The 19,311-nt window shown below is 63.8% G+C and carries 12 protein-coding genes; 7 read left to right on the plus strand and 5 right to left on the minus strand.

Annotation, left to right across the window (positions count from 1 at the left end; translation table 11 throughout):
• Window positions 1–529: 529 nt before the first annotated feature.
• Window positions 530–2,674: a peptidase domain-containing ABC transporter gene (locus ACFFJK_RS03205; protein ID WP_379677662.1), complete on the minus strand. Its 2,145-nt coding sequence runs from the start codon at window positions 2,672–2,674 to the stop codon at window positions 530–532.
• Window positions 2,675–2,754: 80 nt separating this feature from the next.
• Window positions 2,755–3,975 carry an HlyD family secretion protein gene (locus ACFFJK_RS03210; protein WP_379677664.1) on the minus strand — a complete coding sequence of 407 codons (1,221 nt, stop codon included), beginning with the start codon at window positions 3,973–3,975 and terminating at the stop codon, window positions 2,755–2,757.
• Between the two features lie 504 nt (window positions 3,976–4,479).
• Between ACFFJK_RS03210 and ACFFJK_RS03215 the strand changes: the two genes are divergently transcribed.
• From ACFFJK_RS03215 to ACFFJK_RS03235, 5 genes are all read left to right on the plus strand, one after another.
• Window positions 4,480–5,799, plus strand: a complete 1,320-nt coding sequence (locus tag ACFFJK_RS03215; RefSeq protein WP_379677665.1) for an amino acid deaminase — start codon at window positions 4,480–4,482, stop codon at window positions 5,797–5,799.
• Window positions 5,800–5,883: 84 nt separating this feature from the next.
• On the plus strand, window positions 5,884–6,840 hold the full coding sequence (gene pip, locus ACFFJK_RS03220) for a prolyl aminopeptidase (RefSeq protein WP_379677666.1): 957 nt from the start codon (window positions 5,884–5,886) through the stop codon (window positions 6,838–6,840).
• Between the two features lie 96 nt (window positions 6,841–6,936).
• Window positions 6,937–7,383 (plus strand): DUF2721 domain-containing protein, encoded by a 447-nt coding sequence (locus tag ACFFJK_RS03225; protein ID WP_379677667.1) that lies wholly within the window; start codon window positions 6,937–6,939, stop codon window positions 7,381–7,383.
• 28 nt (window positions 7,384–7,411) lie between these two features.
• A complete protein-coding gene (locus ACFFJK_RS03230; protein WP_379677668.1) occupies window positions 7,412–7,864 on the plus strand; it encodes a hypothetical protein in 453 nt (150 codons plus the stop codon).
• Between the two features lie 75 nt (window positions 7,865–7,939).
• The gene (locus tag ACFFJK_RS03235) at window positions 7,940–9,985 is read left to right on the plus strand and encodes an oxidoreductase (RefSeq protein ID WP_379677669.1); all 2,046 of its coding nucleotides are present in this window, start codon (window positions 7,940–7,942) and stop codon (window positions 9,983–9,985) included.
• Window positions 9,986–10,155: 170 nt separating this feature from the next.
• Here the strand turns inward: ACFFJK_RS03235 and ACFFJK_RS03240 are convergent, their stop codons facing one another.
• Complete coding sequence (locus ACFFJK_RS03240) at window positions 10,156–11,277, minus strand: beta-ketoacyl-ACP synthase III (RefSeq protein ID WP_379677670.1); 1,122 nt, start codon at window positions 11,275–11,277, stop codon at window positions 10,156–10,158.
• 130 nt (window positions 11,278–11,407) lie between these two features.
• A complete protein-coding gene (locus ACFFJK_RS03245; protein WP_379677671.1) occupies window positions 11,408–12,841 on the minus strand; it encodes a S41 family peptidase in 1,434 nt (477 codons plus the stop codon).
• A gap of 851 nt (window positions 12,842–13,692) precedes the next feature.
• Here ACFFJK_RS03245 and ACFFJK_RS03250 point away from each other — a divergent pair.
• Both ACFFJK_RS03250 and ACFFJK_RS03255 read left to right on the plus strand, forming a co-directional pair.
• Window positions 13,693–15,747: a M13 family metallopeptidase gene (locus ACFFJK_RS03250; protein WP_379677856.1), complete on the plus strand. Its 2,055-nt coding sequence runs from the start codon at window positions 13,693–13,695 to the stop codon at window positions 15,745–15,747.
• Between the two features lie 82 nt (window positions 15,748–15,829).
• Window positions 15,830–17,908, plus strand: coding sequence for a M13 family metallopeptidase (locus ACFFJK_RS03255; RefSeq protein WP_379677672.1), 2,079 nt, complete (start codon window positions 15,830–15,832; stop codon window positions 17,906–17,908).
• Between the two features lie 111 nt (window positions 17,909–18,019).
• Here the strand turns inward: ACFFJK_RS03255 and ACFFJK_RS03260 are convergent, their stop codons facing one another.
• Window positions 18,020–19,228 (minus strand): hypothetical protein, encoded by a 1,209-nt coding sequence (locus ACFFJK_RS03260; RefSeq protein WP_379677673.1) that lies wholly within the window; start codon window positions 19,226–19,228, stop codon window positions 18,020–18,022.
• Window positions 19,229–19,311 lie beyond the last annotated feature (83 nt).

Raw genomic sequence — 19,311 nt, forward strand, 5'->3', positions numbered from 1 at the left:
CCTTGAGGGCTTCGTTGTACGTCTTCCAGTTCGTCGTGCGGTACTTCTGTGGAGCTGGTTTCATCCGTTCAGGCTACCAGACCTGCGGGTTCTACGCTGGTCGAACCTGATTTACGCAACAAAGCCTATTTTATAACTAACTGCATGTACTTTTTGCGCCACTATTTATATGAAATCGTGGACGCATGCACTCATTCATAGCTGGTTGCTCTTAACGAGGCAGCATGATCGTCATATAGGCGACAACTTAGCTCGACAATCACTTTAGTTAAGTGCGGTATTGAAGATAGGCCGCCCGAAGTTAAAGACCAATCATTCCAGAGAGCTGAAACTAGCCGATCAGGTTGATTTGTAGATTTGGTTGGTTTGGCTTCGGATGATGTGAATTGATTTTTAATAGTTCGAATCCTGTATCGACGTATGTTCTGGGACGTCAACTTTCAAGCCCGACAAATCGTCTAGGCCTCTTTTCATGGAAATGAGCGCTCAAGGGAGCAATCAGAATCTAGGGTAGTTCGCAATCAAGCCATTACGCTGCCTGCTTCTCCTCGGAACCCGGCTTAGTAACGTCTTGGGCTACCTGACCGTTGTGTAAAACAATCACGCGCTCAGCCATATGGATCGTTTCCGGCCGGTGTGCCACGATGATCCGCGTCAGTGGAATTTTCTGGATGGCCATGTTGACTGCCTGTTCGTTCCACACGTCCAAATGGCTAGTTGCTTCGTCCAGTACCAGGATCTTCGGGTTTTTGTACAGCGAGCGCGCCAGCAGGATGCGCTGCTTCTGCCCGCCCGACAGGCCGGTGCCGATGTCGCCCACTAGGGTATTGAAGGCCATCGGCATGGTGGCGATCTCCGGCGCAATGGCGGCAAGTTCCGCGCACTTGTAGACGCGTTGCATGTCGATCATCGGGTCGAAGAAGGCGATGTTGTCTGCAATCGATCCGGCAAACAGAGTATCATCCTGCATCACGGTACCGAGCATCTCGCGATAGTTTGTCATGCCGAGCGAACCGAGGGGCACGTCGCCGATGCGAATCTCGCCGTCGGTCGGCGTGAGCAGGCCGAGCAGCAGTTTCATCAGGGTGGTCTTGCCGCAGCCCGACGGTCCGGTAATCGCCACGCATTGCCCGGCCGGAATGCTGAGGTTGAGCTCGCGGATGACTTCGGGTTCGCTGTCGGAATAGCGGAAGCTGAGGTTCTTGATCTCGATTGAGGGCATGATGTGGCTGGCGTCTATCTCGGCCGCCTCGTCATCGCGCTCCGCTTCGGTCAGCACGATGTCGGCCAGGCGTTCGCCGTGCAGGCGAATCATGCGCAGTTCGAACAGCTTGTCGATCAGGCTGGCCATGCGCTGGCTGAACTGGTCCTTGTAGCTAATGAACGCAAACATCATGCCGACCGAGAATTCGTTGTTGAGCACGGCCAGGGCCGCGAGCCAGATCACGATCACGCGCTCGCCGCTGAACAGCAGGGTATTGGCGGTCTGGTAGGATACCGACAGCTTGGCGATGCGCAGGCTGGCATTGAATTCGTCGGTCAGCGAGTTCATCCAGCCCGAGCGGCGCTCGTCGCTGCGCCCGAACAGCCGGATACTCTGCATGCCGCGCACCGTTTCCATGAAGTGGCTCTGCTGTTTTGCGGCATGGATGATCTGCTCGGAATTCGCATCGCGCAAGGGGCGGAACATGCTCCAGCGCAGCAGGGCGTAGAGCAGCACAGCAATGCCGGCCACCGCTGCCAGGGTGGGGCTGTACAGCAGCATCATAATCAGGGTACCCAGCACCAGCACGCCGTCGATGATGCCCTCGACGAACTGGGTGGTGAGACTCGTTTGCATCCGCTGGATAGAGCCGAAGCGCGACACGATGTCGCCGGTGTGGCGCTTTTCGAAGTAAGGCAGCGGCAGCTTCAAGAGGTGCGAGAAAGCATTGCCCAGCCATTGCAGGTTCAGGCTGGTGGCCAGCACGGTGGTGACCCAGGAGCGCACGGCCCCGATTGCTGTCTGGAGCAGGACCAGTAGCAAGAAGCCGCAGCCCAGCACCGTGATCAGGTCTCGGTCCGCGGCCAGCAAGGCCTCGTCCACGACCCACTGCATGTAGAAGGGCGCGACCAGGGCGCACACCTGCAGGGCCAGGCCGAGTGCGAGCAGCTGGAACAGACCGCGGCGCAGGCCGACCACGTGTCCCATCAACGAGAACAGCGAAAACTGCTGGCGCTCTTCCTTCGCCTCGAATTGCGCGGTCGGTGTGAGCTCAAGCGCGATCCCCGTAAAGTGCTTGGCGAACTCGTCCATTGGCAGGCGCCGTTCGCCGACAGCCGGATCGTGCACAACGACGTGCTTGGCTGAAACCGATTTAAGCACGACAAAGTGATTCAAATCCCAGTGCAGGACACAAGGCAGCTTTAGCTCGGGCAAATGCTGCAGGTCCAGCTTCAATGGACGCGTCTGTAGCGACAGGCCATTCGCCATCGCCATCAAGCCCTTCAGATTGACGCCCTTCATCGATACGGAGAAACGGCGGCGCATGCTCGGGATATCGATCTGGTGACCCCAGTAGCTGGCGACCATGGCCATGCAGGCCAGGCCGCATTCGGCCGCTTCGGTCTGCAGCAGGACGGGCAGCCGGCGGCTGTTCCAGAAAGCTAACTGGGAAAGAATGGGAAATTGCATAGTTCAGCTGCGATCAGGGATATGCCGGGCGCTGATACAAGGCCGCGGTCGGTAGGTAATGGAAGACGGACGGTATTTGCCTACAAGCGGCCGGAGATACTGAATATCGGTTCCAGCACCCATTCGTAGAGCTTGCGGCGTTCGAGCATGACGCTGGCGTCGACCAGCATGCCCGAGCGCAGCGGCATCGCGGTGCCGTAGGCCCGGACGGTCTGCTGGTCGAGCTCGAGCCGGACGCGGTACACCGGTTCCGACTGGGCCGCGCCCGGCATGGCGGCTGCCGAGGTCGGCAGTTCCTCGGGGCGAACCGAGGTGGTGGCCACTTCGCGCACACGGGCCGCGTGCTGGCCGAACTTCTGGTACGGGAAGGCCTGGTAGCGCAGCAGGGCCGTCATGCCCGGCTTGATGAAGCCGACCGCACGGGACGGCACATACATTTCCGCTTCCAGCTTGTTGCCTTCTGGCAGAATGGATGCCAGCGAAGTGCCGGTGCCGATGGTCTGGCCGAGATTGGCGGCGATGGCTGTGACCGTGCCGCTCTGGCGCGCCCGCACCGGCACTTCGCGCCGTGCCTCGTTTTCGGTCAGGTCCTGCTCGAGCGTCGAGGCATGACGGCGCAAGGCGCTTTCATCACGCAGGGCCTGCATCGCGATGTCCCGTTCTTCAGCCTGGGTGCTGGCCAGGTCGCGCTGGGTGGCGGAGCGGATACGTTCGATCTCGAGCAGGCGCTGGCGCTGGTCGAGCAGCTCGGCTTCGCGCTCCTGCAGTTGCGCCGCCGAGATGTAATTGGTTGCCTTCAGCTGCGCAAAGCGCGCCACGGTCTGCTCGGACAGGGCGATGCGTTGCTTTTGCATGAGCGCCTGGTTATCCAACCGCTTGATTTCACCCAGCAAATCCTGCGCGCGCTGTTGCAGAGCTGCGCGGCGATGTCCGGCCTGCACCTTGGCCTGCTGCAGTTCGGTATGGAAGCTGTCGCGCCGCCGTACCAGCAGATCGGAAATCAAGGCCTCGGTGGAACTCGCGTCGGCATTGCTGCGCTCGCTGGAGACGACAAATAGGGTCTCGCCTTCACGCACGAACTGGCCTTCCTTGATGCGGACCTCCTTGATCACACCGACCTGGTTCGAATACACCCGGATGACGCCGGCGGTTGGCACCAGCATGCCTTGGACGTGCGACTTGCGGGTGGTCTCGAAGAAGACGAAAAACGCGATGAGCAGCAAGGCCAGCGTCACGAATACGCCGGTGAGCACGACATGGCTGACAGGACGAGTCAGGATGACGGTGCCATACTGGCGCACCGTGACATGCTCGATGGCTTGCTGGCGAAAGAGCGTTCTGGGCGGCGCTGCGGGTTCAGGCGCTGTTGCAGGTGCTGGCGAAGGTGGAGGCGGGGACGGCTGTTCGGGTGGCGTCGCTTCCTGCCCGTCCGAAGTGGTGACGGTATCGCGCAAAATCTGTGACTTTCAAAAGCTGGCTTCTCATCGGGCTGGCGCTATGTCACCTGGTGCTAGATGCGCTAGGACACAGCATGGCGTCGCGATCATTACTGATGTATTTATGCAAGATGGGCCCAAGTATGGCACTGGCATTGGAAACTTCGCAAGACCGACGGATTCATTGTCGGCGTTTCTGCTGCAGGTTATGCGAGTCGGTTAAAAATGCAGGGTATTTGCGACAGCAATATTAAAAATAAGACAAGTTTCCCAGTAATTTCGTGGCTACCGTTCTGCATACTGTCAGCGCGTTCCGGTACTGAACCAGTTTACAATTCTGTTCTTTCCATTACAGCGTACAGAGGCTCTATGCATGCGCTCCCGCGCGGCGCATTGGCGCTGTCCATCCTGGACGGACAGTCCCTCCTGCCGGGTACCAAAGGGCTCCCGATCACCGAGCCGCTGCGTCAAGGCGCGATCGGCGTGCAAGGCTGGAACGTGCTGCGCGCCGACACCAGTTTTCCTGTTGCGGTACTGAAGGCGTCGGCCCTGCAGCACAACCTGGCGTGGATGAAAGCGTTTTGCAAACGCCACGGCGTTACCTTGGCCCCGCATGGCAAGACCACCATGAGCCCGCAACTGTTCGCGGCCCAGCTGGCCAACGGCGCCTGGGGCATCACGCTGGCTAGCGCCACGCAGGTGCAGGTGGCGCACCGTTTCAACGTGCGCCGCGTACTGCTGGCGAACCAGCTGGTGGCGCGCGCCGACATCGAGGCCGTGCTGGCGCTGCTGCATGACGACCCGGACTTCGAATGCATCGTCCTGGCCGACTCGCTGGACGGCGTGGCGCGCCTGTCGGGCGCGGTCAGCGCGCGCGGCCTGGCGCGCCCGCTGCCAGTGCTGGTCGAACTCGGCCTGGCCGGCAAGCGTGCCGGCTGCAGGACGAGCGAACAGGCATTGACGGTGGCGCGCGCGATCGCCGCGGCCGACGGCCTGGCGCTGGCCGGCTTCGAGGGCTACGAAGGCCTCTTGGTGACCGACGACCGCGACGCCGACGTGCGCGCCGTGAACGCCTTCCTGGCCGAGCTCGTGGAACTGGTAAAGCGTGCTGACGGGGAAAACCTGTTCGGTGGCGCCGACATCCTGCTCTCGGCCGGCGGCTCGTCCTATTTCGACCTCGTCGCCCGCGGTTTTACCGGCGTCGACGGCCTGTCGCGCCCGGTGCGCGCGGTACTGCGCAGCGGCTGCTATCTCACCAGCGACCACGGCTCCTATCAACGCCTGCTGGCCCAGCTCGACGCGCGCGAAGTCCACGGCGAGGGCCTGCGTCCGGCGCTGGAAGTCTGGAGCATGGTGCAATCGCGTCCGGAACCGGGCCTGGCGATCCTCACCATGGGCAAGCGCGACGCCTCCTACGACATCGACCTGCCGGTCCCGTTGTTCACGCACCGCCCTGGCAGCGATGCCGTGCAAGCGGTCGCGCTGCCGCCGGGCTGCACCATCGCCAAGATGAACGACCAGCATGCCTATTTATCCCTGCCGGAAGGAGACATTCGCGACCAGCTGCTGGTCGGCGACCTGGTCGGCTGCGGCATCTCGCACCCGTGTACCACCTTCGACAAGTGGCAAGTCCTGCTGGCGGTGGACGACGCCTACAACGTGACGCAGGCCCTGAATACCTTCTTTTGAATTGGCCGGGCAGTAAGAGCCTACCTTGGTAGACAGGCTCTAAGCTACAATCGGCTCCTCACCTGCCGAGAGAGTAGAGCCGATATGCCCGCCACGCCGCCGTCGTTGTTCCCGCCGATCCAGCCCAACCGCCATGGGACGCTCGCCGTCGACGAGCTGCACACGATCTACTGGGAAGAAGTCGGCAACCCCAACGGCATCCCGGTCGTGTTCCTGCACGGCGGACCGGGCGCCGGCCTGTCGCCCCAGCACCGCCGCTTCTTCGATCCGAGCGCCTACCGCGTGATCCTGTTCGACCAGCGCGGCGCCGGCAAGTCCACGCCGCTGGGCGAGTGGAGAAATAACACCACCCAACTGCTAATCGACGACATCGAGCGCCTGCGCGCCATGTTCGGAATCCAGCAGTGGCTGGTGTTCGGCGGCTCCTGGGGTTCGACGCTAGCGCTGGCCTACGGCCAAGCCCATCCGGAACGCTGCCTCGGTTTCGTGCTGCGCGGGATCTTCCTGTGCACCAAGGCCGAAGTGGACTGGTTCCTGAACGGCGTCCAGTGGTTCTATCCCGAGCTGTACGCGGACTTCGTGGCCCCGATTCCCGTGGAAGAGCGCGGCGACCTGCTCAAGGCCTACACCGAGCGCCTGCTGTGCAGCGACCCGGAAGTCTACTGGCCGGCGGCGCGCGCCTGGAGCCGCTTCGAGGGCCGCCGCGTGTTCCTGCTGCCCCAGCCCGAGGAAGCCTCGTCCGACTCGCTCGACCTGGGCGTCGGGCGCCTCGAGTCGCACTACATGCTGCACGGCGCTTTTTTGGAAGAAGACCAGCTGGTGCGCGACATTGGCCGCATTGCCCACCTGCCGGCCACCATCGTGCAGGGCCGCTACGACGTGATCTGCCCGCCGCTGTCGGCCTGGCGCCTGCACCAGGCCTGGCCGGGCGCGAAGCTGCACATGATCCCGGACGGCGGCCACGGCGCGCTGGAGACCGGCATCGCCCGGGCACTGGTCGCCGCCACCGAGCAGTTCAAGCGCCACCGCCGCTTTGATTGAACGCGGCGCCGGATGCCGCATGGCGCGCCGGCTGCTACACTAGAGACACACTGACAACATACCGCGCAAGCCATTGCGCACCGATACCGTACACCCATGAACATCCAGATCAGCGACATCGGCCACGTCATCCAGCTGGCGATCGCGCCGGTCTTCCTGCTGACCGGCGTCGCCACCAAGCTGACGGTCCTGACCAACCGCCTGGCGCGCATCATCGACCGCACCCGCGTGCTCGAAGACCGCCTCAAGGTCAGCGCCAACGCGGAATACTCGGCCGAGCTCGAGACGCTGTATGTCCGCTCGCACCTGGTCAACACGGCAATCGCCTCCAGCACCGCTTGTGGCCTGTTGATCTGCCTGGTGATCGCGATGCTGTTCCTGGGCGACACCGCCGACCTGCCGCTGGACCAGTACATCGCCGGCCTGTTCGTGCTCGCGATGATCGGCCTGATCAGCAGCTTCGTCTACTTCCTGCGCGAGGTGTTCATCTCCTCGCGCTTCATGCGCCAGCAGCACGTGCTGTCCCTCCAGCAGCCCCGCTAGCGCGCCCACCGGAACAGTTTACCTACTTATGCACGACTACCAACGCCCCCCGACCCTGCACCGCTACGCGACGCGCACCGAACTCGAAGCCGCGCTGCGCGGCCAGTTCCGCCTCGTGCCTGCCGGTTTCTTCCTGACCGTCTCCTTCTCGACCGAATGGGACAAGCGCCTGTTCGACGTGCTGGGCCCGGCCGACAGCTGCCTGGTGATCCATAACACCGAGCTGTTCGGCGAGCGTTTGCACCGCGCGGTGCAGCGCACGCTGCCGGATTGGGCCGGCATCGACGGCCCGGTCGAATACGGCGTGCGCTCGCGCCTGGGCGCCGCGTTTACCAAAAGCCTGGCCCACGCGCAGGAAAAGGAATGGCAGTTCGCCTGGCGCTCGATGTCGGCCAGCGCCAGCCTGCGCCCGGTGGTGGTCGACATCGGCAGCATCGAAGGGTTCGCCGAACTGCGCGACCGCGAAAGCCACCTGGTTTGAGCGCCGCAGGGCGTGCTGGCAGCTGTGCTGAAACTTTAGAAACACGCCTCCACGGAATCCCGGTGTAATGCCGGGATGACGCATTCCACCTCGCACCCAACTTATCCCCACCTGCTCGCGCCGCTCGACCTGGGTTTTACGACCCTCAAGAACCGCGTGATCATGGGCTCGATGCACACCGGGCTCGAAGACCGGTTCTACAACTATGGCAAGCTCGCCGCCTTCTACCGCGAACGCGCGCGCGGCGGCGCCGGCCTGATCGTCACCGGCGGCATCTCGCCCAACCGCCAGGGCTGGCTGCTGCCCTTCGGCGGCACCCTGAATTTTCTTGGCGACGTGCCGAATCACCGGCGCGTCACGCGCGCGGTGCACGAGGAGGGCGGCAAGATCGTGCTGCAGATCCTGCACGCGGGCCGCTACGGCTACCAGCCCTTCGTGGTGTCGGCTTCCCCTATCAAATCGCCGATCTCGAAGTTCAAGCCGAAGGCGCTCGACGCCGCCGGCATCGAGGCGACCATCGCCGCGTATGCCCGCTGCGCCAGGCTGGCGCAGATGGCCGGCTACGACGGCGTGGAGGTGATGGGTAGCGAGGGGTATTTGCTGAACCAGTTCCTGTGCGCGCGCACCAACAAGCGCACCGACGAATGGGGCGGCCCGATCGAGAACCGCATGCGCCTGGCCGTCGAGGTGGTACGCCGCATCCGTGCCGCCGTCGGCCCCGATTTTATTTTGATGTACCGCCATTCGGTGCTGGACCTGGTCGAAGGCGGCAACACCTGGGACGAAATCGTGACGGTGGCCAAGGCCCTGGAGGCGGCCGGCGTCACCATCCTGAACACTGGTTACGGCTGGCACGAGGCGCGCGTTCCCACCATCGTCACCTCGGTGCCGCGCGCGGCCTTTGCCGAGGTGGCGGGGCGCCTGCGCAAGGAAGTGGCCATTCCCGTGGTGGCCTCGAACCGCATCAACATGCCGGGTGACGCGGAAGCGCTGCTGGCGCAGGGCAGCGCCGACATGGTGTCGATGGCGCGGCCCTTCCTGGCCGATCCGGACTGGGTCGCCAAGGCGGCAAGTGGGCGCGTCGACGAGATCAACACCTGCATCGCCTGCAACCAGGCCTGCCTCGACCACACCTTCTCCAACAAGCGCGCCAGCTGCCTGGTCAACCCGCGCGCCTGCCACGAGACCGAACTGGTGTTTCGCCGCACGGCGCGCCCGCGCCGCATCGCCGTGGTGGGCGCCGGGCCTGCCGGACTGTCGGCGGCGACGGTGGCGGCCGAGCGCGGCCACCAGGTGACGCTGTTCGACGCATCAGGCAGCATCGGCGGCCAGTTCAAGGTGGCGATGCGCGTGCCCGGCAAGGAGGAGTTCGCCGAGACCATCCGTTATTTCGGCCGCAAATTGGCATTGACGGGCGTGGACCTGCAGCTGAACCGGCGCGTTGGCCGCGACGAGTTGCTGGCGGGGGGCTACGACGAAGTCATCGTCGCCACTGGCATCACCACGCGCAAGCCGGCAATCGAAGGCATCGACCATCCGATGGTCCTCAGTTACCTCGACGTGCTGCGCGACGGGAAACCGGTCGGCCGGCGCGTGGCCATCATCGGCGCCGGCGGCATCGGCTTCGACATGGGTGAGTTCCTGGTGCACGACCCACGCGTGGCCCTGCCGCTAGCGCCCGCGCACTGGATGGGCGAGTGGGGTGTCGATCCGTCCTCGCAAACGGCCGGCGGGCTGGCGCCGCCGGTGCCGCCGCATCCGCCGCGCCAGGTATGGCTCCTGCAGCGCAAGAGCACGCGCCCCGGCGCGGGCCTGGGTAAAACCTCGGGCTGGGTACACCGCGCCACCCTGGTGCGCAACGGCGTGCAGATGCTGGCCGGCGTGCAGTACGAGCGCATCGACGACGCCGGCCTGCACATCACCGTGGGCGGCGAAGCGCGTTTGCTGGAGGTGGACAACGTCGTGATCTGCGCCGGGCAGGAGAGCCTGGCGGAACTGATGCCGGCGCAAGAGATCAAAGGCGGGCCGCGCTTCCACAAGATCGGTGGCGCCGCGCTGGCGGCGGAGCTGGATGCGAAGCGGGCGATTCGGGAGGGGGCGGAGCTGGCGGCGCGGCTTTGACGGGCGCTGGTGACCGCGCAAGCAGAAATTGGGTCCCCGCCTGCGCGGGGACGACGTGCTGCGGACGCGGGCCAAAGCGCTAACTCAGACTAACCGCCCACTAAAACAAGGTCATCCCCGCGCAGGCGCGGATCCAAGTTCGTATGCAGGCAACCTGCGCCTGCAGAAGCTCACTTCTTGCGCACCACCACGCAGCCGATCGAATACCCCGCGCCGAACGAGCAGATCACGCCATGCGCGCCGCTCGGCAGGTCATCCTGGTACTTGTGGAACGCAATGATCGACCCCGCCGAGGAGGTATTCGCATAGGTGTCGAGGATCACCGGCGCCTCGTTCGGCGTCGCGTCGCGGCCCAGCAGGGTGCGCGCGATCAGGAGGTTCATGTTCAGGTTGGCCTGGTGCAGCCAGTAGCGCGAGATGTCCTCGATCCCGAGACCGGCGTTCTTGACCGTCTCGGCGATCATCTCGGCCGCCATCGGGCACACTTCCTTGAACACCTTGCGGCCCTGCTGGCGGAACAGCTTGTCCGGCTGGCCGATGCCCGCTTCGTCGAAACGGTTCATGAAGCCGTAGTTGTTGCGGATGTTGTTCGAGAACTTGGTTTTCAGCTGGCTGTCGAGGATCTCGAACTGGTGCGCGCTGGTGGCCGTCTCGGCTGCTTCGATGACGACGGCGGTGCAGGCGTCGCCGAAGATGAAGTGGCTGTCGCGGTCGCGGAAGTTCAGGTGGCCGCTGGTGATTTCCGGGTTCAGCATCAGGACGGCGCGCGCGCGGCCGCTGCGCACCGCGTCGATGGCGGTGGTGATGCCGAAGGTGGCCGAGGAGCAGGCCACGTTCATGTCGAAGCCGAAGCCGTCGATGCCCAGCGCTTCCTGCACCTCGACCGCCATGGCCGGATAGGCGCGCTGCATGTTGGAGCAGGCGACCAGGACCATGTCGATGTCGGATGCCTGCTTGCCGGCGCGCTCGAGCGCTTCGCGCGCGGCGGCCACGCACATTTCGGCCTGCAGCGAAATCTGCTCGTCCGGGCGCTCGGCGATGCGGGCGGTCATGCGGGTCGGGTCGAGGATGCCTTCCTTTTCCATCACATAGCGCGACTTGATGCCCGAGGCCTTTTCGATGAAGGCGCTGCTGGACGGCTCCAGCGCCGTGACGCTGCCTTCGGCGATGGCGGCGGCGTTTTCCCGGTTAAACAGTTCGACGTAGGCGTTGAAGGCCGTGACCAGCTCGTCGTTGGAGATGGAATACGGAGGCGTAAACAGGCCGGTGCCGCTGATAACGACAGGTTTCATGTTGGGACTTTCAAAGGAGATAACGGGCAAAATAACGGAACTTGGCCGAAAGATGCGGCGATTCTACACGCTCGCACCGGGCCTGGGAATTGGCGGAAATGGCAAGATCGGAATAGTCTCTCCCCTTGCTTCAGCGCGCGTGCTGCGCCAGCGTGGCATCGGCGCCGTCGCCCGTTGCCCGGCGCGACAACTGGACCGGTTCACCCTTGAGGTGGCGCAGGGCCTGCGCCAGCTGGAAGTCGTCGGCACTGCCGTAGTCGACCGGCTTGCGCGCGCGCGCCTCGGCCCACAGGCGCATCTGTTCCTCGATGTCTTGTTCGCGCGTGGCGGCTTCCTTGTCGCGGTCGTTCGACAGGTGGCGCTGCAGGTCGGCTTCGCGCATGCGCAGCGCGTTCAGGCCGTCGCCCTCGGCGGTCTCGTCGACCGGGAAGTCGGGCACGATGCCGCGCGCCTGGATCGAGCGCCCGGCCGGGGTGTAATAGCGTGCGGTGGTCAGCTTGACGGCGGCGTCGCGCCCGATCGGGCGGATCGTCTGCACCGAGCCCTTGCCGAAGGTCTGGCTGCCCAGGACGGCGGCGCGCTTGTAGTCCTGCAGGGCGCCGGCCACGATCTCCGAGGCCGAGGCCGAGCCGGTGTTCACCAGCACCACCATCGGCAGCTTTTTAAAAGCCGGCGGCAGGCTGGATAACGGGTCGGCGCCGCTGCGCAGCATGTAGAACTCGGGGCGCCCATAGAAGCGCTGGCGCGAATCCGGCAGCTGGCCGTTGGTCGAGACGATTTCGGCGTCCTTCGGCAGGAAGGCGGCGGCCACGCCGATCGCGCCCTGCAGCAGGCCGCCCGGGTCGTTGCGCAGGTCGAGCACCAGCCCCTTCAGGTCCGGGTCCTGGCGGTACAGGGCCTGCAGCTTGGCGGCCATGTCGTCCACGGTCGGCTCCTGGAACTGCGAGATGCGCAGCCAGGCGTAGCCCGGCTCGACCATTTTGGCCTTGACGCTTTTCTGGACGATCTCGCTGCGCACGATGGTAAAGCGCAGCGGGGCAGGGCTGTCCCTGCGCGCGACCGTGAGCGTGACTTTCGTGCCCGGTTCGCCGCGCATGCGCTTGATGGCCTCGTCGATCGGCAGGCCCTGCACCGGCTGGCCGTCGATCTGGGTGATCAGGTCGCCTTCCTTGATGCCGGCGTGCCAGGCGGGCGAGTCTTCGATGGGTGCGACGATTTCGACATAGCCGTCATCGCTTTCCGAGATCTCGATGCCGAGGCCGACGAAGCGGCCCTCGGTGCCCTCGCGTAGCTCGCGGTAGGCGCGCGGGTCGAGGTAGGCCGAATGCGGGTCGAGCGAGGCGACCATGCCGGAAATGGCTTGCGACAGCAGCGCCTTGTCTTCCACCGGCTCGACATAGGTCGACTTGATGACGCCGTAGACGTCGGCTAGCTGGCGCAGCTCGGCCAGCGGCATGCCCGCGTCGACCGGCTTGTAGGCCAGTGCGGAGAACTGCATGGTGAGCGCGACCCCGGCAATGGCGCCGAGGCCGACGAGACAGGAATTCTTGAATGTGGAGCCCATGGTTCACCCGATGTGGGCGCATGCCGCATGCTCGAAGCCCTCGTTGAGGTCATGCATGAGATAGCGCCAGCCCAGTATAAACCCGAAACCACGGGGACGCGCCCGGCCAGGCCAAACCGTAGCGCTGCGTCCCCATGCGGGTGTGCCGGAAAGTGTTATTGCTGCTGCTGTTGCAGTTTCCTTACCTTGGTAAGCAATTGTAAGAGTCGAGGCGGGCGCAGGGGTGGGGGCCTATAGTCAATCTCAGTTTTTCTCTCTCTCCACTTTTTGAAGTGGTCTTTGCCCGCGGCCCCCTCCGCGGGCTTTTTTATGGCCGCTACGGCTTGCGGCACCCGTGCATTGTACCTTCCGGTGGGCAATGAACCGCCGCGTCCCCCATGTTGTTGTGACGTACCAACACATGCATATGCGATATCGTCCGGATTGCATGTATCGAAAAGTAAAAAAGCACGCCTGGACGTTGCTCCCCCCGATGCACCCGCTAGAATGGACTGGCTTACCGTCGAGGGCGGTGGCCGAGAGACAGATGTCTTACTAGAACAATAAAAGAATGAAGAAAACCGCATCGATTGCCTGCGCGGCGCACCATCCGGCACCGTCCGGGTCTGCCGCGTGTCGTGCAAGCCGCCGCAAGGGCAGCGTGGACGCATGCCGCGCAGCGTCACCTTGCCCGGATCCATACCAGAATCCAGCCGCGTATCCGCGCGACTGTCGACGTGCGCCTGATCCCAGCCTGTCGTAGCGCACATTCCGAGACGGCCACAAGCCGCTTATTTCCAGCACCTTTCCCAGCAACTGAGGACTATCCAGTGAAGAAGCGAATCCTTTTGAGCACCCTGACGCTGTCCGTGATGGCAGCCTTTGCCAACGCAGCGGATAATTCGGCCACCACCGCAACCGCAACTGCAGCAACCGCGGCAAGCGCGGCTACTGCCAAGGCAGGTGCGCCGATTTCTGGCATCGATACCCAGTACATCGACGCCAGTGTGCGTCCGCAGGACGACTTCTTCGCCCACGTCAACGGCAAGTGGCTGAAGGACACCGAAATCCCGGCCGACAAGTCGAGCTGGGGCACCTTCGCGAAGCTGCGCGACGACACCACGCCGCAGCTGAAGGCCATCATCGAAGCCGCACAGGCCGACAAGTCGGCCAAGACCGGCACCGAAACCCAGAAGATCGGCGACCTGTACGCCAGCTTCATGGACGAAGCGCGCCGCGATGCCCTCGGCGTCAAGCCGCTGGGCGGCGAGCTGCGCAAGATCCGTGCGCTCAAGGACAAGAAAGGCCTGCCGAACCTGGTCGCGCACCTGTCGAAGATCGGCGTCTCAACCCCGTACGGCATCTACGTCGCCCAGGACATGCGCGAATCGACGCAGCACACCACCTACATCTCGCAGAGCGGCCTGGGCATGCCGGACCGCGACTACTACCTGAAGATGGATGACGCCAAGCTGGCCGAGATCCGCGCCAAGTACCAGGTGCACGTCGAGAAGATCCTGGCGCTGGCCGGCGAGAAGAACGCCGCGGCCCAGGCCAAGGCGATCGTCGACTTCGAGACCGAGCTGGCCAAGGTGCAGTGGACCCGCGTCGAGAACCGCGACCCGGTCAAGCGCTACAACAAGATGACCCTGGCCGAGCTGTCCAAGCTGGCCCCGGGCTACGACTGGAAGGCGGCCGCGGCCGCGGCCGGCGTGGGCAACAAGCTCGACACCATCATCGTGAACCAGCCGAGCTACTTCGCCGGCCTGAACGAGGTGCTGGCCAAGACCGACCTGGCAACCCTGAAGTCCTATTTCGAATGGCAGCTGCTGCGCGAGTACGCGCCTTACCTGTCGACGGCCTTCAAGGACGAGAACTTCGCCTTCTACGGCACCGCCCTGACCGGCACCACCGAGCAGGAACCGACCTGGAAGCGCGGCGTGGCCACCGTCGAGGGCGCGCTGGGCGAGGCGCTGGGCAAGCTGTACGTGGCACAGCACTTCCCGCCGGAGCGCAAGGCACGCATGGAAGAACTGGTCAAGAACCTGGTCCATGCTTACGGCCAGTCGATCGACAACCTGGAGTGGATGAGCCCGACGACCAAGAAGGAAGCCCGCGCCAAGCTGGCCAAGTTCACCCCCAAGATCGGCTACCCGGACAAGTGGCGCGACTATTCGAAGCTCGCCATCAAGCGTGACGACCTGGTCGGCAACCTGATGCGCGCCTCGACCTTCCAGTACAACTACCGCATCGAGAAGCTGGGCAAGCCGGTCGACCGCACCGAGTGGGGTATGACGCCGCAGACCGTGAACGCGTACTACCGCAGCACGATGAACGAGATCGTGTTCCCGGCCGCCATCCTGCAGCCGCCGTTCTTCGACATGCGCGCCGACGACGCCGTCAACTATGGCGCGATCGGCGCCGTGATCGGCCACGAGATTGGCCACGGCTTCGACGACAAGGGCAGCCAGTCGGACGGCGACGGCAACCTGCGCGATTGGTGGACCGCCGAAGACCGCGCCGCCTTCAAGGCCCGCACCGACAAGCTGGTCAAGCAGTTCGCTTCGTACAGCCCGCTGCCAGGCTACAACCTGAACGGCGAACTGACGCTGGGCGAGAACATCGGCGACAACGCCGGCCTGTCGATCGCCTACAAGGCGTACAAGCTTTCGCTCAACGGCAAGCCGGCCCCGGTCATCGACGGCCTGACCGGCGACCAGCGCTTCTTCATGGGCTGGGGCCAGGTGTGGCGCATCAAGATGCGCGACCAGCAGATGGTCAACCAGGTCAAGAACGGGCCGCACTCGCCGGGCCAGTACCGTGCCAACGGCGCCGTGGCGAACATGCCGGAGTTCTATGAAGCCTTCGGCGTGAAGCCTGGCGACAAGATGTACCGGGCGCCGGAAGAGCGCGTCCTGGTCTGGTAATCAAGCGCCGTTGACGACGGGCCGGCAGCAAGAGCGCCGGCCCGTTTTGCATTGCACGCACAATATAAAGAGAGAGATAAGCATGAAACGACATCTGCTGAGCGCTGCGGCGCTTGCATTCACCGCCTCGCTCATGACACCCGTGGCCTTGGCCGAAGCGGGCGCCGCGGCGAAGGCTCCCGCATCCGCCAAGCCGGCCAGCTTGTCTGCCGGCATTGCACTCGAATACGTGGACCCCGCGGTGCGTCCGCAGGACGATTTTTTCCAGCACCTGAATGGTAAGTGGCTCAAGAACGTCGAGATCCCGGCCGACAAGTCGACCTGGGGCGCCTTCCACCAGCTGCGTGACGACACCCTGCCGCAGCTGCGCGCGATCATCGAACAAGCCGCCGCGACCAAGGGCGCGAAGGCCGGCTCGGAAGTGCAGAAGATCGGCGACTTCTACGCCAGCTACATGGACGAGGCGCGCCTGGAAAAACTGGGCATCTCGCCCCTGAACGGCGAACTGAAGAAGATCGCCGCGATCAAGGACAAGTCCGAGCTGCCGGCCATGTTCGCGCACCTGGGCAAGATCGGCGTGAACGTGCCCTTCGTCTTCTACATCCACCAGGACGCCAAGGATTCGACCAAGTACGTGGCCGACCTGTACCAGGCGGGCCTGGGCATGCCGGACCGCGATTACTACCTGAAGGCGGACGACGCCAAGCTGGCCGACATCCGCACCAAGTACCAGCAGCACGTTGCGAAGCTGCTGGCCATGGCTGGCGGCAAGAACGCAGCCGCCGATGCCAAGGCGATCGTCGACCTGGAAACCGAGCTGGCCAGGGTCCAGTGGACCAAGGTCGAGAACCGCGACCCGATCAAGACCTACAACAAGGTCGAGCTGGCGAAACTGGGCGAGCTGGCCCCCGGCTACGATTGGAACGCCTGGTTGGCAGCAAGCGGCCTGCAGGGCAAGGCCTCGTACGTGATCGTCAGCCAGCCGAGCTACCTGAAGGGCTTTGCCGAGGTCATGAACCGGGTGCCGCTCGAGACCTGGAAGGCCTACCTGCAGCTGCAGCTGGTGAACGGCTACGCCAGTTACCTGTCGAAGGCCTTCGTCGACCAGCGTTTCGCCTTCAACGGCACCGTCCTGTCCGGTATCCCGCAACTGGAGCCGCGCTGGAAGCGCGGCGTGTCCACGCTGGAAGCCGGCGTGGGCGATGCGGTGGGCAAGCTGTACGTGAAGGAACATTTCCCGGCCGAGCGCAAGGCGCGCATGGAAGTGCTGGTAAAGAACCTGCTGGAAGCGTATCGCCAGTCGATCGACACCCTCGACTGGATGAGCCCGGCAACCAAGAAGGAAGCGCAGGCCAAGCTGGCCAAGTTCACGCCGAAGATCGGCTACCCGAACAAATGGAAGGATTATTCCAGCCTGGTCGTCAAGCGCGACGACCTGGTGGGCAACGTGATGCGTTCGCGCGAAGTCGAATACAAGCGCGAACTGAACAAGCTGGGCAAGCCGATCGACCGCGAGGAATGGGGCATGACGCCGCAGACCGTCAATGCCTACTACAACCCGGAACTGAACGAGATCGTGTTCCCGGCCGCGATCTTGCAGCCGCCGTTCTTCGACGCCAAGGCGGACGATGCCGTGAACTACGGCGGCATCGGCGCCGTGATCGGCCACGAGATCAGCCACGGCTTCGACGACCAGGGTTCGCAGTACGACGGCGACGGCAACATGCGCAACTGGTGGACCGAGGAAGACGGCAAGAAGTTTGCCGAGAAGACCAAGGTCCTGATCCAGCAGTACGCCGCCTACAGCCCGCTGCCGGGCTACCACGTCAACGGCGAACTGACCCTGGGCGAGAACATCGGCGACAACTCGGGCCTGGCGATCGCCCATAAAGCCTACAAGCTGTCCCTGAAAGGCAAGCCGGCCCCGGTGATCAATGGCTTGACCGGCGACCAGCGCTTCTACATGGGCTGGGGCCAGGTGTGGCGCTCGAAGATGCGCGAGCCGGCGCAGATTGCCCAGATCAAGACCGACCCGCACTCGCCGGGCCAGTACCGCGCCAACGGCACGCTGAAGAACCAGCCGGGCTTCTACGAGGCTTTCGGTGTGAGGGAAGGCGACAAGATGTACCTGGCGCCGAAGGATCGCGTAATCATCTGGTAATGCATATCCGGTAATCCGCATCCGGCGAGCAGCGCTGCCGGACGGAAAAAGGGCCGCTCAATCGAGCGGCCCTTTTCATTGCTGCTACGGGCTGCGCGTGCAGTGCCAGGCTTACAGCGCCGACTCGTAGGCGCCGATGTCCAGCGCGCCCACGACCGGGCGGGTGGCGCCCGATGCGCGGTGCCGGTATTCGGCGCCCGGCTTGAGCGACACCCCGGTGGCCGAGACGCCCGGAGTCGAGGCGGCGCCGATCACGAGTGCGTTGGCGGTGGGGCGCAGGTCGAAGTTGGCACGGTTGACGAAACCCGGCGCCAGGGAACGGTAATTGGTCTTCTCGACCGCGCCGACCTGGTTGGTCCAGGTGCCGGTGCCTGCAAAGATGTTGTTTTGCAGGAGGATTTTCTTGGTCACGCCGGTACCGACCAGCACGGCATTGCCGCGCACGCTGTCGTCGTTCAGGAAGGTATTGTTCACGACATACAGGTCGTGGCCCGGGTTGCTCGCGCCCTCTACGCCATAAGCCACGATGTTCGGGTTGCTGTGTACCGAGGGCTGGTGGATCACGTTGCCGATGATGTACGAGGTGCCGGCGTTCGGCAGGTCGATCTCGTAGCTCGGCTTGCCGCTGGTGGTGGTGCCGACCTGGCCCGCCGGCGTGCTCGAGAAGCGGTTGTAGGCGATCATGTTGGTACGGGCGCGCGACTTCAGGTTATGGCCGACGTTGGCGTCGTGCGAGAAGTTGTAGCGGAAAGTCAGGCTGCCGGCATTGCCGATATAAACGTTGTGGGTCTGGCCGGTACCGTTGCCGTTATAGCCGAACTCGCTGTACTCGATCACGATGTTGCTGGCGGTGTTCACACCGCTCAGGATGCCGTTCTCGTTATCGTGAATGAAGGCCGAACGCAGGGTGAAATTGGTGCCCTCTAGGCGCAGCGCGGCGCCATTACGGTCCGGCACCTTCGCGCCGAGCATCTCGACGTTCTCGACCACGATGTTGTTACCCACGACGACCCAGGTGCCCTTGCCCATGGCGTTCTTGCCTGCGGCATCGATCTTCGGGCGGCCGTTGACGCCGCGGATGGTGAGGTTGCTGGCATAGATGCCGCAGACGTCGCCGCTGTAGGTGACGTTGCCTGTGATCTGGATGACGTCGCCGGTCTTGGCAGCGGCAAACGCCTGGCACGGACGCGCATAGGTCTTGCCGGGACCGACAGACAGGGTGGCAGCGCTGGCCGGCACGGCGGCAGCGATGGCGGCAACAGTGAGGGCGGAACGAATCAGGTTGGGACGAAACTGGCGCATCTGGAACCTCGTAATCATTGGATAATATTTGTGTCTAAAATAAATTTCCCCGCGACACACTTTTCCAGAATAAACGATGTGACCAGGAAAGTACATAACCA

The organism is Massilia consociata (genome assembly GCF_042432755.1).
GTDB lineage: Bacteria > Pseudomonadota > Gammaproteobacteria > Burkholderiales > Burkholderiaceae_D > Telluria > Telluria consociata.

Bases quoted from the DNA above. Each gene is read 5' to 3' on its own strand.
- ACFFJK_RS03205 (WP_379677662.1), bottom strand. From the start codon at position 2,674: ATGCAATTTCCCATTCTTTCCCAGTTAGCTTTCTGGAACAGCCGCCGG.
- ACFFJK_RS03215 (WP_379677665.1), top strand. From the start codon at position 4,480: ATGCATGCGCTCCCGCGCGGCGCATTGGCGCTGTCCATCCTGGACGGA.
- pip (WP_379677666.1), top strand. From the start codon at position 5,884: ATGCCCGCCACGCCGCCGTCGTTGTTCCCGCCGATCCAGCCCAACCGC.
- ACFFJK_RS03225 (WP_379677667.1), top strand. From the start codon at position 6,937: ATGAACATCCAGATCAGCGACATCGGCCACGTCATCCAGCTGGCGATC.
- ACFFJK_RS03230 (WP_379677668.1), top strand. From the start codon at position 7,412: ATGCACGACTACCAACGCCCCCCGACCCTGCACCGCTACGCGACGCGC.
- ACFFJK_RS03235 (WP_379677669.1), top strand. From the start codon at position 7,940: ATGACGCATTCCACCTCGCACCCAACTTATCCCCACCTGCTCGCGCCG.
- ACFFJK_RS03240 (WP_379677670.1), bottom strand. From the start codon at position 11,277: ATGAAACCTGTCGTTATCAGCGGCACCGGCCTGTTTACGCCTCCGTAT.
- ACFFJK_RS03245 (WP_379677671.1), bottom strand. From the start codon at position 12,841: ATGGGCTCCACATTCAAGAATTCCTGTCTCGTCGGCCTCGGCGCCATT.
- ACFFJK_RS03250 (WP_379677856.1), top strand. From the start codon at position 13,693: ATGGCAGCCTTTGCCAACGCAGCGGATAATTCGGCCACCACCGCAACC.
- ACFFJK_RS03255 (WP_379677672.1), top strand. From the start codon at position 15,830: ATGAAACGACATCTGCTGAGCGCTGCGGCGCTTGCATTCACCGCCTCG.
- ACFFJK_RS03260 (WP_379677673.1), bottom strand. From the start codon at position 19,228: ATGATTACGAGGTTCCAGATGCGCCAGTTTCGTCCCAACCTGATTCGT.